Genomic DNA, 16,975 nt, shown 5'->3' on the forward strand with positions numbered 1-16,975 from the left:
GCTAAGGTAGCGGCTGACTTAGCGGTTAGTAATACTACTTATTAGCGACCTTGGGCACCAGACAGGTTGCTTTCATTAACCTCAACCTTATACACTAAGCGTAAATACTCTAGATAATCTTGTAGCTGATCTTGACCTAAATTATCACGAATGATGCGTGCAGTTTGTGCTTTTTCAAGCGCTGATAACTGGGTTTGTTGTTCAGTCTTGATCTTATCACCCACGATCAAAGTAGCCCCTGTTTCGGTGATACTAGCTAAGGTTACTACTCCGTTAGCAGGTGCTTGCTTACTGAAAGCTAAACCACGTTCTTTTTCACTCAATAATGTGGTTTGACGATTCACTTCACCTAAGAACTGAAAGTCTACAGCTTGCTTATTGATATCAGCTGTAGATTTGATACCAGCTGCTGTTTTTTTAGCATCTTCGAACGCCAAAGCGCTAGCTTTTTGCTTACGCAATGTTTGAGTAATGCGTGGAGTAGCAGCAGCCAAGCTCAGAGTCTTAGTAGGACGATAGTTAGTTGATTGTACCCATACTGTTCCCGTGCCTATATCGATACTAGTAGTAACCGCTTGATCCTGAATAGTAAACTCATCAAAAGCTTGTTTAACTACCGCTGGTTGCGACAATACTGAGGTATTATTATCTTTACGATAATCTTTAATACGCTTTAGAGCAACCGCCTCTTGTTGAGCGATATCTTCGATGCTTAAGCCATCAGCAGCCGAATCATTAATCGCCATTACTTTATCAGCATAAACACTCTGACGCTTATAGTCTTCGGCTTTAGTAATTAGCTGAGGTCGTAGACTCTGCATAGTAGGTACTTTACTGCCACTATCTTTAGTCACTGTAAATATCTGATAACCAAAGCTGGTTTTGATCGGAGCACTAATATCACCAACGCTTAGGCCTTCTAAAGCTTTAGTTACTGCTTGTGCATCCTTACCGAATACTGTGGGATTAAAGCGACCAATCGCTCCTCCGTCAGCGCCTGAGGGATCATCAGAGTCCTTTTTAGCGACTGTAGCAAAAGCTTCGCCTTTATCCAAACGCGACTTAATCTTGGCGGCACGATCTTTAGCATTTTCGCCTGTAACTAAAATCTGACTTATCTCACGTTCATCAACGACTTCTAAACCTTGCTTATAAGCTTCATACTGCTGCTTGATTTCTTCTTCAGTCACCGTATCAACAGGGATAGTAGCTGGATCTAATTGAATATAAGCCAAATCTACCACGGCGGCACTTTTTAGCGCCTCTTTATTACGGTCATAATAGCTTTGTATATCTGCTTTGCTCAGCTTTACTTGCTGTTGATAGTCTTGCCAATTGAAGCGATGTACCCACAAATTTCGTGACTCTAATTGCAAACCAATCAGCTGACTGACTGACTGCATAGGATAGATAGCGGTACCGACGATGCTAGCATTGAGCTGATCCAAACTTAACTGATTGCGGAACTCTGTAAATAGTTGCTCTTTATTCATGCCGCGCTGACGCAAGAAGTTGGAAAACTGATCATTAGAGAACTCGCCATTGGCATCTAAGAATATCTGCTCTTGACGCAGCAGACGATTGATAGTGTCATCGGATACAGTCATGCCAAGCTTACCGGCTTGCTGTTCTAGCAAAGTGCGATCAACTAGACCTTTTAGGACTTGCTGATGCAGTACATCTTCATTGAGTAAGCTGGAATCATTTAATTGCTCCAAAATCTCAGAACGTCGGCTGTTCACAGCGCTTTGATACTCTGATAGCCCTATACTTGCATCACCCACTTGGGCGATTTGGTTGGGATCAGTTGAGCCGCCAAAGTAGCTCTCAATCCCCAAAAGCGCGAGGGGCGATAGGCATAGGATCAATAAAATGCGACCAGGCCAACTTTTCAGAAAATCGCGCAATTTATCCATAATTATTTCTGCTTCTTAACCTATAGTGATGAGGACCATTGCAACAATAAATGCACTCTTGGCGGGCAACGGCATAGTGAGAAACGTCAGTATGCTATAAAGCAGTAACAAAATCTATGCCAGCGATACTAATGCGCCGACTATGATACGTGAATTTTAGTCGATACTCAAAATATTCATCTATTGTTAGCTAAAATTTATTAATAAAAAAAGCACCTCGATTAAGGTGCTTTTTTATACAAATTATTAGGATTATCAATAGTGGCGACTTAGTTCAAGCGCTCTTTTAGGTTTTTGCCAGCTTTAAAGCTTGGTACTTTACTAGCTGGGATAGCCAATTCTTCACCAGTTTTAGGATTACGGCCAGTGCGTGCTTTACGATCTTTCACGCTGAAAGTACCAAAACCTACTAATGAAATGCTATCACCAGCTTCTAAGGCTTGGCCAACACTTTCCATAACCGCATTCAAAGCATCGCCAGCTTGAGTTTTATTTAGACCACTTTTTTCTGCAATGCTATCGATTAATTCTGACTTATTCATAAATTTTCCTTCAAGTTTAAGGGCTGTAATAAACGCTACCGCCAATTATTGTATCGCTCTCATGAAATATAAGCAATATAAACAATATGCGCAACGCCTATCTGTCGGTAACGAAGTATTAACGTCTTTATAGCAAGGCAGGCAAGGCAGTGCAAGCGATTTTACATTTTTTAATGGGCGCTACTACCTATTTAACACTTAAGGTTACGCAAAACTCCTGTAAACCGCTACTATCTGTCCTAGCAAATCAATAAGTTATCAATTAATAGGTTATTCACTATGAATAAGGCCAGTAGTAGCAATACTCATACTGACTATAACCAGTGGTAGTGGTCAGTTATCACTACCTTCTATGCATTTATTTTTTGGTGAGCTATGCTAAACATTTAATCATAGCCCTCACTATAGCCAATTAGTTATGCTAAATAGATATTTTTTCATCCCAAGATGTAAAGAAATTTATAACAAGCCGTTGCTAGCAAAAGCAACAATACACAAACTGACAGAGAGATACATTACTTTTTATTGTGAAACCGTTATGATGAGCACTGTTAGGCAGTACGGGCTTTATTTCAACCTGCTTATAGGTCATTTTTAGTCAGCCAAAGACTGTTTTACATCCTTAATTTTATAGATTTTATTTTATAAAATCTATTTTACTCAGTTAGATATTTGGGTATTTAGCACTATTCTAGAATACTGTTTGTAGCAGCATTATCAACTGTTGCGTCTGCCTATATATATTTTGATTCGGGCAGTTATTGTTTATGATGCTATTCTGGTACGGCTGCCTTATCTACCTTTAACTTTTGTATTGCTACTTTTTTAACCTGCTAAATTTAACGGATTATTCATATGAAGCGTTCTACGTTGTCTCACTCTCTTCTTAGTATCATATTAGTCTTCATTGAGTCTGCACTGACGCTGCTATTACGTTTAGACTCTGATCTGCGCAAAGCCGCTTATCCCCTTGCCAAACAAGGCACTGTGGTTTGTTTACGCTTGTACTTACCTCACGTTCAAGTTTTTGCGACTTTTAGTTATAAAGGGGTATTACTAGATGCTAACTTACCTGCCGAACGTAGCGAACCAGACGTTATCATCAATGCTTATAGTATCGAGCTTTTAAAAGCGCTAGCGACGCATGACAGCGCTGCTACGGATAAGCTACAAATGCGTGGTGAATCCGAAAAAGTACAACTAGTGAGAGGATTCATTGCCAAAGTAGGGATGGGTGGCCTGATTCAAAGTTTATTAAAAAGATTTAAAGGCTCAGACAGCAAGAATAAGTCAAGCACTGCGGAGAAAGAAGAGAAAAATAATAACTATAAACTACGCATCGCTGAGCAACAAACTCAAATTAATACTCTTACCATAAAGAATCGCGAGCTTGAAACCACCGTGAAAGAGCAACAAAGTAAACAAAAGACAGTAACTATCGCTGCAGTGGTTGCTACCATCATCGCCGTTGCGGCCCTGATTACTTTGCTTATCAATTAGTACTGCTTACGGTATTTTAGTTAACCATTTAAAGGATACTCCAATAGCTCCCCTATTTATCTATCTACTCGATAAGCGATTCAATTGAGCTAACTGGTCTAAATGGCCAGCAAACCCCTAAAAACTACTTTCTATAGACTTATTTACTATCAGGGCATGTTGAACATTCGACCACAGCACTGACAGAGACTATTTTCTAGCTGGTTTATTATCTAAATTTAATAGTATTTTTAGCAGAACATAGTATTAATCCCATGATTACTTTTGTCAATAGCAGTGATCTGCCACGTTAATCATTAGCTACCATTTTAATCTTGACTAAATTAGTCGGGATTAAGTATAATAGCCGTATCGCAGCACATACTACACGCAACATACTTTATATTCAGGTTCAATAGTTTGTTGTTTAATAGCGATAATATGTGATTTAGCTTCTGTATTAAGTGCTCACGATAAGCTGTATTTCTATCATAACAAGCATAGGTCTATTCAATAAAACCTAACACACAAATAAGCTCGTTATTGAATTTAACTTACTATGACTCAGTTGGGGATATATTATGCGCTTGACTACCCGAGGTAGATATGCGGTTACCGCCTTGTTAGATTTAGCATTACAGACCAGTCAACAAGACGGCGCAGTTTCCCTATCTGACATTGCCAAGCGTCAATCCATTTCCATCTCCTATCTTGAGCAGCTATTTTCTAAATTGCGTAAACAAGGACTAGTGACTAGTATCCGCGGGGCATCTGGTGGCTATTATTTAGCTAAGCCGCTTAACGAAATCGATGTCATGACTATTATTTCTGCAGTTGATGAGTCAGTTAATGCGATGCAATGTGAAGGCCGTGGAGATTGTCAGGGCGGTACTATGTGCTTAACTCATGATCTTTGGTGTGCATTATCCAATCACATTGAACATTACTTAAAAAACATTACCTTAGCACAATTACTAGATATGGAAAACGTACAATCTATTTCAGAACGTCAACAGATCTCTGTTTTAAAAGACATTAATACTATTACTTTATCGACCAGCGAGGCAAACCCAGCATGAGCCAACATAACCAACTTATTTATTTAGATTATGCCGCCACAACGCCAGTTGCCAGAACGGTAGCCGCTAAGATGAGCGAGTATCTAACAGTAGATGGCATCTTTGGTAACCCAGCATCACGTTCACACGGCTATGGCTGGCAGGCCGAAGAAGCAGTAGAAACTGCTCGCCAGCAAGTCGCTGAAGTAATCAATGCTGATCCTCGTGAGATCGTCTTTACTTCTGGTGCTACAGAGTCAGATAACTTAGCTATTAAAGGTGCTGCGCATTTTTATCAATCACGTGGTAAACATATCATTACCAGCAAAATCGAACATAAAGCAGTACTAGATACTTGCCGTGAGCTCGAGCAAGAAGGTTTCGAGATTACTTATCTTGAGCCACAAAAGAGCACAGGCTTGATCTTACCAGAACAAGTTAAAGCGGCTTTGCGTGAAGATACTATCTTAGTGTCGTTGATGATAGTTAACAATGAACTAGGTACTCTCACTGATATCGCCGCCATTGGTGAACTCACCCGTGCCGCCAACGTAGTATTCCACGTTGATGCCGCTCAAGCGGTTGGTAAAGTGCTTATCGATGTACAAACCACTAAAGTCGATTTGATGAGTTTCTCAGGTCATAAAGCTTATGGTCCTAAAGGTATTGGTGCCTTGTTTGTAAGTCGTAAACCTCGTATTCGTCTAAAAGCTGAGCAACATGGTGGTGGTCATGAACGTGGTATGCGTTCAGGTACTCTACCTACCCACCAAATCGTCGGACTTGGCGCGGCCTTTAGCTTAGCTAATGAACGCTATAAAGAAGATAATGCTCATGCAGCAAAACTACGTCAAAAGCTTTGGGACGGTTTACAAGATATTGAAGAGATTTACCTAAACGGTGACCTTGAGCACAGTGTGCCTAACATCGTAAACATTAGCTTTAACTTCGTAGAGGGTGAGTCATTAATGATGTCACTCAAAGACTTGGCAGTATCGTCAGGTTCGGCTTGTACTTCAGCTACCTTAGAGCCATCTTATGTACTACGTGCTATTGGCCGCCCAGACGAGTTAGCGCACAGCTCTATTCGCTTCAGTTTCGGTCGTTATACTACCGAGGAAGACATCGATACCGTTATCAGTCAGATGCACTCTGCTGTAGATAAATTACGTGCCCTATCACCACTTTGGGATATGTATCAAGAGGGTGTTGATTTAGACTCAGTCGAATGGGCTGAACATTAATAGCTGACTGTAAACCATTATCTATCAGACAATATCGTTAATTACGAGTAAATTTTTGACCCCAATTTAGATGAGCGACCAGCTGCTTAGCACTGTTGCTCATCATCTAACCAGGAGAATACTCATGGCCTATAGTGACCAAGTTATTGATCATTACGAAAATCCACGCAATGTTGGCAACCTTGATAAAAATGCTAAAAACGTTGGTACCGGTATGGTTGGTGCTCCCGCTTGTGGCGATGTAATGCGCTTACAAATCCAAGTTGATGACAACGGTATCATTGAAGATGCACGTTTTAAGACTTACGGTTGTGGTTCAGCTATCGCTTCAAGCTCACTAGTAACTGAGTGGCTTAAAGGTAAAAGTTTGGATCAAGCAGGTGAAATCAAGAACAATGATATCGCCAAAGAGCTTGCGTTACCACCAGTGAAAGTACATTGCTCTGTACTAGCAGAAGATGCTATCAAAGCCGCTATTAGCGACTATAAAGGTAAGCACAGCGCTGCTAGCACTGAAGCGAAAGAAGCTGCAACTAGCTAATAGCTCAAAGTAATTGTCACTTCATTACAGTATAAGTTATAAAAAGCTGCTTGAGCTATAGAGGTGACAATAACGTTTATGTAATTGTCACCTTTTATTTTATGCTCATTTTCAACAGTAAAAGTTTCTAAAAAATAAGCTATTAGTACTAGCCGTTACCTTGATTGGTTACTTGAATTTTAGTCTTGATAGCACAATATTATTATCAATAATTAATAGGAGTTGGCATGATTGAAATGACAGAACGCGCCGCTCAGCATGTTCGAGATTTTTTGGACAATCGCGGCAAAGGTGAAGGTATCAGAGTCGGTATTCGTACTGCTGGTTGCTCAGGTTTGGCTTATGTCTTAGAGTTCGTAGATACCCCTGACGACAATGACACTCGTTATGAGAGCCGTGACGTTAGTATTTTTATTGATCCAAAAAGCTTAGTGTATTTAGATGGTCTGCTGATGGATTATGAAAAAGAAGGTCTCAATGAAGGTTTTAAGTTCACTAACCCTAATCAAAAAGGTGAATGTGGCTGTGGCGAGTCCTTTACAGTATAGAGTCCGTTCGCCTGTACAGCGCACATACGTCAAGCTACCGTGAAAATCCAGCCCTGTTTAACTATTTCTCAAGGCTAATCACCGTTCAGTTTATTGCCAAGCTCATTTACATAAGGCCGCTAACATGACTTCAGTTACTACCTCTCAGTTGGATACTTCTGTCACTGAAACTAACCTTACTGATGCTCAGTTCGATAATTTTTTTGCATTATTTGAGCAGCCGGTACAGTTTGAGCTGGCACAAAAAGAGCTTGATCAGCGTTTACGTCAACTGCAAAAGCACTATCATCCTGACAATGTTGCAAAGAATAGCACTGAAGCTAATGTTGCCAAGTCTCTACAACAAGCCGAGCAAGCTTCTGCAATTATTAATCAAGCCTATCAAACTTTAAGTAGAGCAGATAGCCGAGCCGGTTACCTATTGGATATGGCTGGGCAAGCACAAACCCTAGAGAATTCAATCGCTGACTTAGATTTTTTAGAAGATGCTATGGATCTGCGTATTGATTTGGATGAAGCCATTGATAGTAAGAGTAAGTCAACCTTACAACAGTTACATCCACAGATAGCGGACCGTCTAAGCACTCAAGCTATGTATTTTAATCAAGCTTATACTAGTCAGGACTGGCAAACGGCTATCGATGCTACGCAAAAGCTAAAGTTCTTAGTGAAACTAGACGCTGATATCACTATAGCACTTGATAATTTGGCTGATAGCCATCAAACAGATGATGACTTGTACGTTTAATTAGCTTCCAAAGCTACTTAAAGTTGTGCTTGAGGTTAAATAGCGGTTACCAATACCGTATAATCTGCAAAACGTTATAGCAGTCTCATTGCAATATGCTGTTGCTATAGTTAGTTATTATTTTTGGCAAGTATTTTGCCCTTATATTTTATTCATTCTATTTTTGAGTTGTCTTATGTCTTTATTGCAAATCGCTGAACCTAATCAAAGTGCACAGCCACATCAGCATCGTTTTGGTATCGGTATAGATTTAGGAACGACGCGCTCATTAGTAGCTGTGGTTCGCTCAGGTAAAGCGCAAGTACTAGAGGCCACTAACCCTAAAGACACTCTATTACCTTCTGTAGTTTACTATCCAGCGGCTGGTAACCCCCTAGTCGGCGATGAAGCGCTAAATCACTTATCTGATGATCCACAGAACACTATCATTTCAGCTAAACGCTTTATGGGTCGTAGCCAAGCAGACATTAAATTCTCTCATCCTTATCGGTTAAGCGGTGATAAAGAAGACATGCCAGCCTTTGTCACCGCCCAAGGTGAGGTATCTCCAGTCGAGGTCTCAGCGCGGATACTAGCGGCACTTAAGCAGCGTGCGCTCACCGCTCTACCTGATGACAGTATCGAGGGGGCGGTGATTACTGTTCCAGCCTATTTTGATGAGGCACAGCGCCAAGCTACTAAAGATGCGGCGCAGGCTGCTGGTATCAAAGTGCTGCGTTTACTCAACGAACCTACCGCAGCTGCAGTTGCTTATGGGCTCGACAAAATAGCTCAGCGTACCGATGGTACAACTGATAGCAGTGCAGAAAATAATAGCGAGCAGTATTATCTTATTTATGATCTAGGTGGTGGTACTTTTGATGTGTCTATCCTCAAGCTAACTGACGGAGTATTTGAAGTCCTAGCCACTGGTGGCAACAGTGCGCTTGGCGGTGACGATATCGACCGTCTGTTGACTAACTGGTTGATTAAACAGCTTGATATCGCGCCTAATGATGTCAGCTTGCATGACAAATCGCTATTAGCGCAACAGGCTAAGCATTATAAGCAAGCATTGACCGACCATCAGCAAGTAGATATCAATATCACCATCAACAATCAAGCCTTTCAAGGGGTTTTGAGTCGTGCAGATTTATTGACTATCGCTGAGCCAGTCAATCGCCGTACCTTAGCAGTATGTGAGCAAGTGCTGCGTGACGCCAAACTTAATATCGAGGCATTAGACGAAGTGATATTAGTCGGTGGCTCTACTCGTATGCCAGCGGTGCAACAAATAGTCACTGAGTTTTTTGCTAGAGAGCCTTTGTGTCGTTTAAATCCTGATGAAGTCGTCGCTTTGGGTGCGGCCCAAACCGCGCATCAGCTAGTTAATGGTGACAGTAATAACAATCTACTGCTACTCGATGTTACGCCTCTATCGCTTGGTCTTGAGACTATGGGCGGTCTAGTTGAAGTGCTTATCGCGCGTAATACCCCTATCCCAGTTAAGAAGCGCCAAGTATTTACTACTTATCAAGATGGACAGACGGGTATGGTCATCCATGTAGTGCAAGGCGAGCGTGAGACAGTAGATAACTGCCGTTCGCTTGGACGATTTGAGCTTTATGGTATCCCACCGATGAAAGCTGGTTTTGCGCGTATTGAAGTTACTTTTAGTATTGATGCTAATGGTCAGCTGACTGTTAGTGCGCAAGAAACTACGAGCAAGACTGAAAGTAAAATTGAGATTACTCCTGCTTATGGTTTATCAGATGAGCAAAAAGAACAGTTGTTGATTGCTGGCTTTAAATATGCCGAAGAAGATAAAAACGCGCGCTCATTGATAGAGACTAAAGTAGAAACTGAGCGTGAACTATTGGCTTTACAATCAGCACTCACTGACTTTGCCCCTTTATTAGAGGCAGAAGAGCAGCAGACTTTAGCCACGCAGATGCAGCAGATGCAGACGGCTTTAAGTACTGGTGACTTAGCGTTGATTGACGCTCAACGAGCTAAACTTAAGCCACATAGTGATAACTTCGCTGCTCGTATTATGAACCAAAGCGTCAAAACCAGTATGGCTGGTACTAAAGCTCAAGATTGGTAAACCCTAAATGGGTAGCGGATTATCGCTACTTGATGTTATGTCATTATTTTTATATCTCACTTTTTTTGAACTCATTAGCAGCGGATAATTAACCCATGCCAAAGATTACTATATTACCACATTTTGAAATTTGCCCAGAAGGGATTGAAGTTGAACTAGAGTCTGGCAATAACTTATGCAAAGCATTATTGGAAAAAGGCATCAGAGTTGAACATGCCTGCGAGATGTCAAAAGCTTGTACCACTTGTCATGTAGTCGTGCGTAAAGGTTTTGATAGTTTAGATGAAATGGATGATATTGAGGCTGACTTGTTAGATCGTGCTTGGGGCCTAGAGGCAGATTCACGCTTATCTTGTCAAGTAATGATAGAGGATGACGACTTAACTATCGAGATTCCTAAATATACTTTGAACCATGCTAAAGAAAACCACTAATTGCATCAATTTCTGTTGATTGCGATTATAAAAGCGGGTTAAATTAACCGTCTATTTATGCAAAATCAGTAATAAAAAAGCCTACTATAGTTATGATAGTAGGCTTTTTTTAATTGTCTTAAATAGCTTCTTTTGCTTATTAGCCACCTCAATTATAGTCCTGCTTTTCATCCTAGCGGCTATTTATCAGTCTTAGGTACTAGTTATTAGTATCAGGTACTACTTGTTGCTCTGCTGGCTCAGTAGTTGTCGCACTACTCTCTTTGTCAATGCGTTCAAGGGCAAAAGTAAGCCTACTTCTGATTTCCTGATAATCCTCATCTTGCATGTCTTTAAAGTTTAGATGTAAATTGAAGCCAGGTAAGGTATGATCGACCCACTTCGATAATTGAACTTCATTGGCGCTAGGGTCTAGTACTTGCCAAGTTTCTATTTCATTATTAAAACCTTTTAGCTGAAAAGCACCCACATACTTACACTCGTAATCGTGACAAACATAATCATGAGTACGTCTACTGATCAGAATCTCTCCTTTGCCGGCCATTACTTCCAAGCGAGCTGCTAAGTTGGCTTCTCTACCAATAACCGTATAACTGAGACGATTATCACTGCCAAAATTGCCCACATGACAGTAACCAGTAGTGATTCCTATACGTACATATAACCCTTCAAAGCCCATTAACCGCCACTTCTGTCTTAAGCTACGCATCTCTCGGCGCATATCAATAGCCATAGCTACACAGTCTAGAGCATCTTGACGGGTACCACGGCTACTAGGCTCACCAAAGAAGCAAACCATCCCATCACCGATAAACTTATCGAGAACCGCTTCATGCTTATCAGCAATTGCCGTCATGCACTGCATATAAGTATTTAGGATTTCTGCTAAGTTATCCGCACTCAGACTATCAGACAACTCAGTAAAGCCAGCGATATCCGAAAACATAATGGATAGCTTGGCACGTTTATTGTCTATAGTGACTGGTTGATTTTCTTTTACAATCGGTTGCCATACTTGCAAAGGTATAAAAAGCGTTAACTTGTTAATAATCGATAACATCGTTTTGGCTTGCCCTGTGGCTTGCTTGGCAGTGGTATTATAACTAAGATACTGATGATGCATATGCCAGAACTGCTGTAAGATCACCGCAATACTAGCCAGCAATACTGAAGATGGCAGCCACCCTGCATTACAATCGAGTTTATTATCATTTAAGGTAATACTGACATAGTAAAATATCCATATACTGACCATAGAGATGATAAGTAGTCTTAGTCGACTATCAGGCTCACTAGTCAAAATGCGTGCGCCGATCAATAAGCTTAAACTAAGCGATAACACTACACAAAACTGCATAGACCCAATAACAGTAGATAATAAAATCACCACTATATTAGAAGTCCAGAAGCTAGTTTGACGGCGATAGTTGTAAATCAAAATCATCAAACTAGGAATGCTGACAGCCACGAATAATGCCATCGATTCGGGAGTAAACTTGGAATGTAGCACTATTAGAGTCACAGTAAGCAGCAATACTAGGACTTCTGGATAATCAAAGCTACCCACAGTATGGGATTTGGACGAGGAATCAGGTTTCAGTGGCTCTAAAACGACCATACTATTGACTCGTTATTACCAAAAGAAAATAAGGAAAAGGAGTTGAAAGACATGTCTTTTGATAAGGCTTTATTAGCCTATAGATTATAAAGATATAATCATATAGATAATCTACCGTTTGTCACAAAAAAACGCCTTATATCAAATAATTTAGCTAAAAAATCCTAAATTATCGATAACGGCGTTTAATATATCAAACGAGCGGCGTAAAAACGGCTCTATTACCTAGTTATCTAGCGCTTATAGTACAGCATTTGCCTATCACATTTGCCAATCAAAAGGCATTTGATGATGTCCACGTAGCGCCATCATCAAAGTTTGCTGCATTTGTGCCATAACTTCTTGACTATAGGGTATCGCAGTTATACCCCATACTGGATTTGGCCATTGACTGTCATTTTGGTAACGTACAATATGATGAAAGTGTAATTGTGACACTTGATTACCAAGAGCCGCGACATTCATTTTATCCGCCTGAAAAGTCTTAGCTAACTGGCTCGATAACCAGCTTGACTCACGTAAAAACTGCGTCTGATCACTCTCAGACAACTCATAAAGCTCCTTAATGCCTGATACTCGTGGTACCAATATCAACCAAGGAAACTGACAATCATTAATCAAACGACAAGTTGATAACGGGAAATCGCCCACCAAAAAACTATCGGCAGCAAGCTTAGGATGTAATTGGAACATAATGACGGTTTCTCTTGTTATAAAGTATTAATAAAGGAAATAAAACCCACAAAAAGGCTACTGATGTCATTTTATCAGTTATCTAACAGATAAAATAGCGTCATTGTCATATCTCCCTTAACTGTACTAAGGTTAAAGATTTTTAGAAATTATCCAATAGGCTAGTACAACTAAGGCCATTATTCACAGTCGCAATAACGGCCCAATCAAACAACAAGCCTTATCCTATAATAAGATAGACAACTTTACAAATAACCCTTAGCGTTAATAAGGGCTACCCTAGTTAAGTTTATAGTCTGAATGCCTAAGCTATAGTAAAACCTCTATATAGGCTCTACTACTTTATGATTATCAAAATAGCGTAACAACTCTTGTACTGCCGTTACCCGCTGTTGCGCGGTTGCAAGTTTAGCAGAGTCTCTATAACGAATACCTGATGCGCCATTCATACGATAACGCTGACCGTCAGTCTGAATCAACTTTATGATGGCTAAAGCGTCAACTGGCGTATCAGGAGCGAACTCTAAGGTCATACTATTACTATTAGCATCGATCTTATTAATCATCAACGGCTCAGCTTGGATACGCAGTCCATGTACTGCAAACAGCTGCTTAGTTTGATCGGGTAAAGTGCCAAATCGATCAATCATTTCAGTACGAATATCGATTAAAGCTTCTCGATCATCAGCATTACTAATACGCTTATAGAACAGCAAACGTTGATGCACATCATGCAGATACTCTTCAGGTATCAGCGCCGAGCTATGTAAGTTAATCTCACTAGTCAGTGATAACGGGGTATTTAGATCAGGCTCACGACCAGCCTTGATCGCTTTAGTAGCACGCTCTAACATATCCATATACAGACTAAACCCTATCGCCTGCATATTACCACTTTGCTGCTTACCGAGTATCTCGCCTGCTCCGCGAATCTCTAAATCTTCGCTGGCTAGCATAAACCCTGCCCCTAAAGTATTAGCACGCTCAATGGCATGCAAGCGCCGCTTAGCATCGCCTTTTAGCCCCTTAAGTGACGGCACAAGCAAGTAGCAATAAGCTTGGTGATGGCTACGTCCCACTCGGCCACGCAACTGATGCAGTTGCGCTAAGCCAAATTTGTCAGCACGCTCGATAATGATAGTATTAGCATTAGGAACATCGATACCGGTTTCAATGATAGTAGAGCAGATTAGCACATTAAAGTTCTTATGATAATACTGCTCCATAACCTGCTCCAGCTGACGTTCTTGCATCTGCCCATGTGCAACCCCTACTCTAGCCTCTGGTACTAGCTCACGGATAGTTTCTGCCATACGCTCAATACTAGCCACATCATTATGCAACAAATAAACTTGTCCGCCACGTAGTAGCTCACGTAATATCGCCTCTTTCATTAATGCTTCAGTTTTTTGCATCACAAAAGTCTTGATAGCCAGACGACGTGCTGGCGGAGTGGCGATAATAGACATATCTCGCATGCCTGATAGCGCCATATTCAGAGTACGTGGAATAGGAGTAGCAGTCATTGACATGCTATCGACATCAGTCTGAATAGCTTTGATACGCTCTTTGTGCCGTACACCAAAACGATGCTCTTCATCGACAATCATTAAACCTAAGTTGGAAAACTTAACATCAGGCTGTAGCAACTTATGAGTACCGATGACAATATCAACTTTACCCGCCGCTAAGTCAGCCAACACCGTCTGTTGATGCTTTTTACCCCCAAATCGAGATAAGGTTTCGATACGTACCGGCCAATCAGCGAAACGATCACGGAAGTTATCTTCGTGCTGTCCTGCCAGCAAAGTAGTTGGCACTAACACCGCTACTTGGTAACCAGCACTAACCGCGATAAAGGCCGCACGCATAGCCACTTCCGTTTTACCAAAACCCACGTCACCACATATTAGGCGATCCATTGGCTGATTTTGCTTCATATCCTCCATCACTGCATGAATAGCATTGGCCTGATCCGGAGTCTCTTCAAAAGCAAACTGACTAGCAAATAGCTCATACTGCGAGATATCAATTTTGAAATGAATACCAACTTTGGCTTCACGTCTAGCCTGCATATTAAGCAGCTCAGCAGCGACGTCATGTATCTGCTCGAGGGCTTTTTGCTTGGCCTTGTCCCACTTACCACTGCCAATCTTATGTAAAGGGGCAAGCGCTGGATCACCGCCACTATAGCGACTAATCATCTGCAAATTAGCAACTGGCACATAGATACTGGCTTCATCAGCGTATTTTAAGTGAATGAATTCTTGGTCACCATCACCGACATCTAAGGTAATCAAACCGTTATAGCGACCAATACCATGTTCAATATGTACAATAGGGCTACCTTGGGTCATTTCAGTAACACTCTTGACCAAGAACTCTTCTGACACCCCACTCTGCCGACGGCGGCGAGTTTGCAACACTTGCCGGCCAAACAGCTGGGTCTCACTAATAATCACTAAGCGCTCGGGGACATAAACACCGCGCTCAATAGGAGCAACCGTTAAACCAACGTATGGCTTATCAGTATTAGTCAGTTTGCTAGTCGCAGTACCCTTAGCAGCCGCTATTTTATCTACCGCTAAAAATTCTTTAAAGCTAGCGTAGGCAGTTATATCTATTTTGCCCTTAAACAGCTCAATCAAAATCTCCCGACGACCCGCAGTTTCGGCAACAATCAATACTGGGGTCGCGGTTTGTGCTTGTAACCCTAAAAACGCTAATAGCTCAGCTAGCGGTTCAGACTTCTGATGATTGACTGCTAGCTGCGGTGGTGGCTGCACATTTAAAGTGACTAAACCTTGCTGTTTATTTGCAGTTAAAGCTGATGATGATGGCAGCTTTGATTCTGAGCTCTCATCATCAATGGATGCCACATCCGTCATCTTGACTAGCTCGTTACGCGCGCTTAGAATAACTCGTGGATAACGGTTCAGATGCTCGTTTAGGGTATTAGATAACAGATATAACAATTCAGGGGCAACGATAGGCTTGTCAATATCATGGCGACGCTCTTCGTAACGCCGTTGAATCTGTGACCAGTACTCGACTTGATGCTCGCTAATTAGCTCATCAGTGATTAACAAGGCATTACTAGGCAGATAAGCGAAGAGGCTACTCTCCTGAGTCCAGTCTTTTAAATCAAAAAATAACGGCTGGTAATATTCAAGGCCACTACTAGAGATACCAGCCATCACATCTTTATGCAGCTCAAATTTGCGACTACTGGTATTAGGGAACATCGCCGCAAAGTTCATCCGAAAGGTTTCTTTACCTTCTTCTAATGGGAACTCTTTTGCTGGTAGAATCTGGAACTGTTGAATAGGCTTAGAGATATCAGGTAGCTTGTGTAATAGCGATATCGACTCTTTACCCATACTGCTATCATTGCCAGATAACATCGCTTTGAGATCATCTTCAGTAAGCGTACGCTGGGTTTGCGGATGAAAAAAGCGAATAGTCTCAATCTCGTCATCGAACAAATCTAAGCGCAGTGGAAAGGGTTGACCCATCGCAAAGATATCAATGATACTGCCACGTACAGCAAACTCTCCTGGCTCAAATACATTTTCGACAGCTCGGTAACCCGCTTTTGCTAATAACTCACGCTGGGTATTAATATCGAATTGATCGCCCACACTAAGATCAAAATGTTGACCTATTAACCAGCTTGGGGGTGCAACACGATGCATCAAAGCTTGAATGGATATCAACAACACCCCTGAAGTTGGCATATCAGTCAGTAGGTTAATACGTTCGCTGACAATATCTTGATGCGGTGACAGCTCATCGTATGTTAAAGTTTCCCAATCAGGAAACACATAAGCGTCGACGCCACAAAACGCCAACTCAGTCTCAATTTGATTAAGCTGATTTTGATCGCGAGTGACTACTACTTTTAGGCGCTCTGCCACATCCCAAAATGGTGATTGAATCAAGCTTGCTAGCCATAAGCTACTGACAGCACCATGCACCGGCGTTAGCCAGCGTCGCTGCGCATTGTCAATGGGGAATAGCTGCTGGTTAATAGGGGCAAAAGCATCAGTCAGAGCAGTAATAGGCATA

General features: G+C 41.4%; 13 protein-coding genes. 8 read left to right on the plus strand and 5 right to left on the minus strand.

What is annotated here, in order from left to right; all coding sequences use genetic code 11:
- Positions 1-41 precede the first annotated feature (41 nt).
- Entirely contained in the window at positions 42-1,916 is a 1,875-nt protein-coding gene (locus tag KPY62_RS03095; protein ID WP_216580771.1) for a SurA N-terminal domain-containing protein, read from the minus strand.
- 269 nt (positions 1,917-2,185) lie between these two features.
- Positions 2,186-2,458: an HU family DNA-binding protein gene (locus KPY62_RS03100; protein WP_201622288.1), complete on the minus strand. Its 273-nt coding sequence runs from the start codon at positions 2,456-2,458 to the stop codon at positions 2,186-2,188.
- Between the two features lie 855 nt (positions 2,459-3,313).
- Here KPY62_RS03100 and KPY62_RS03105 point away from each other — a divergent pair.
- From KPY62_RS03105 to fdx, 8 genes are all read left to right on the plus strand, one after another.
- Positions 3,314-3,958: a hypothetical protein gene (locus KPY62_RS03105; protein ID WP_216580772.1), complete on the plus strand. Its 645-nt coding sequence runs from the start codon at positions 3,314-3,316 to the stop codon at positions 3,956-3,958.
- Positions 3,959-4,518: 560 nt separating this feature from the next.
- The gene (locus tag KPY62_RS03110) at positions 4,519-5,016 is read left to right on the plus strand and encodes an Rrf2 family transcriptional regulator (RefSeq protein ID WP_216580773.1); all 498 of its coding nucleotides are present in this window, start codon (positions 4,519-4,521) and stop codon (positions 5,014-5,016) included.
- A complete protein-coding gene (locus KPY62_RS03115) occupies positions 5,013-6,239 on the plus strand; it encodes an IscS subfamily cysteine desulfurase (protein ID WP_216580774.1) in 1,227 nt (408 codons plus the stop codon). The genes KPY62_RS03110 and KPY62_RS03115 overlap by 4 nt, the downstream gene beginning before the upstream one ends.
- 124 nt (positions 6,240-6,363) lie before the next feature.
- A complete protein-coding gene (iscU, locus tag KPY62_RS03120; RefSeq protein ID WP_201622292.1) occupies positions 6,364-6,780 on the plus strand; it encodes a Fe-S cluster assembly scaffold IscU in 417 nt (138 codons plus the stop codon).
- A gap of 227 nt (positions 6,781-7,007) precedes the next feature.
- A complete protein-coding gene (gene iscA, locus KPY62_RS03125) occupies positions 7,008-7,328 on the plus strand; it encodes an iron-sulfur cluster assembly protein IscA (RefSeq protein ID WP_201622293.1) in 321 nt (106 codons plus the stop codon).
- A 124-nt stretch (positions 7,329-7,452) separates the two neighbouring features.
- Positions 7,453-8,076 carry a Fe-S protein assembly co-chaperone HscB gene (hscB, locus tag KPY62_RS03130; protein WP_216580775.1) on the plus strand — a complete coding sequence of 208 codons (624 nt, stop codon included), beginning with the start codon at positions 7,453-7,455 and terminating at the stop codon, positions 8,074-8,076.
- A gap of 175 nt (positions 8,077-8,251) precedes the next feature.
- Positions 8,252-10,162: a Fe-S protein assembly chaperone HscA gene (hscA, locus tag KPY62_RS03135; RefSeq protein ID WP_216580776.1), complete on the plus strand. Its 1,911-nt coding sequence runs from the start codon at positions 8,252-8,254 to the stop codon at positions 10,160-10,162.
- A gap of 95 nt (positions 10,163-10,257) precedes the next feature.
- Entirely contained in the window at positions 10,258-10,596 is a 339-nt protein-coding gene (fdx, locus tag KPY62_RS03140; protein ID WP_216580777.1) for an ISC system 2Fe-2S type ferredoxin, read from the plus strand.
- Positions 10,597-10,795: 199 nt separating this feature from the next.
- On the opposite strand, the gene KPY62_RS03145 is transcribed toward fdx, so the two are convergent.
- The 3 genes from KPY62_RS03145 to mfd form a co-directional block, all read right to left on the minus strand.
- Positions 10,796-12,214, minus strand: coding sequence for an adenylate/guanylate cyclase domain-containing protein (locus KPY62_RS03145; protein ID WP_216580778.1), 1,419 nt, complete (start codon positions 12,212-12,214; stop codon positions 10,796-10,798).
- 261 nt (positions 12,215-12,475) lie between these two features.
- Complete coding sequence (locus tag KPY62_RS03150; protein ID WP_216580779.1) at positions 12,476-12,907, minus strand: HIT domain-containing protein; 432 nt, start codon at positions 12,905-12,907, stop codon at positions 12,476-12,478.
- 323 nt (positions 12,908-13,230) lie between these two features.
- Positions 13,231-16,974, minus strand: coding sequence for a transcription-repair coupling factor (gene mfd / locus KPY62_RS03155; RefSeq protein ID WP_216580780.1), 3,744 nt, complete (start codon positions 16,972-16,974; stop codon positions 13,231-13,233).
- Position 16,975: the final 1 nt, after the last annotated feature.

Origin of the sequence: Psychrobacter sp. TAE2020, assembly GCF_018919485.1 — a bacterium.
Lineage (GTDB): Bacteria > Pseudomonadota > Gammaproteobacteria > Pseudomonadales > Moraxellaceae > Psychrobacter.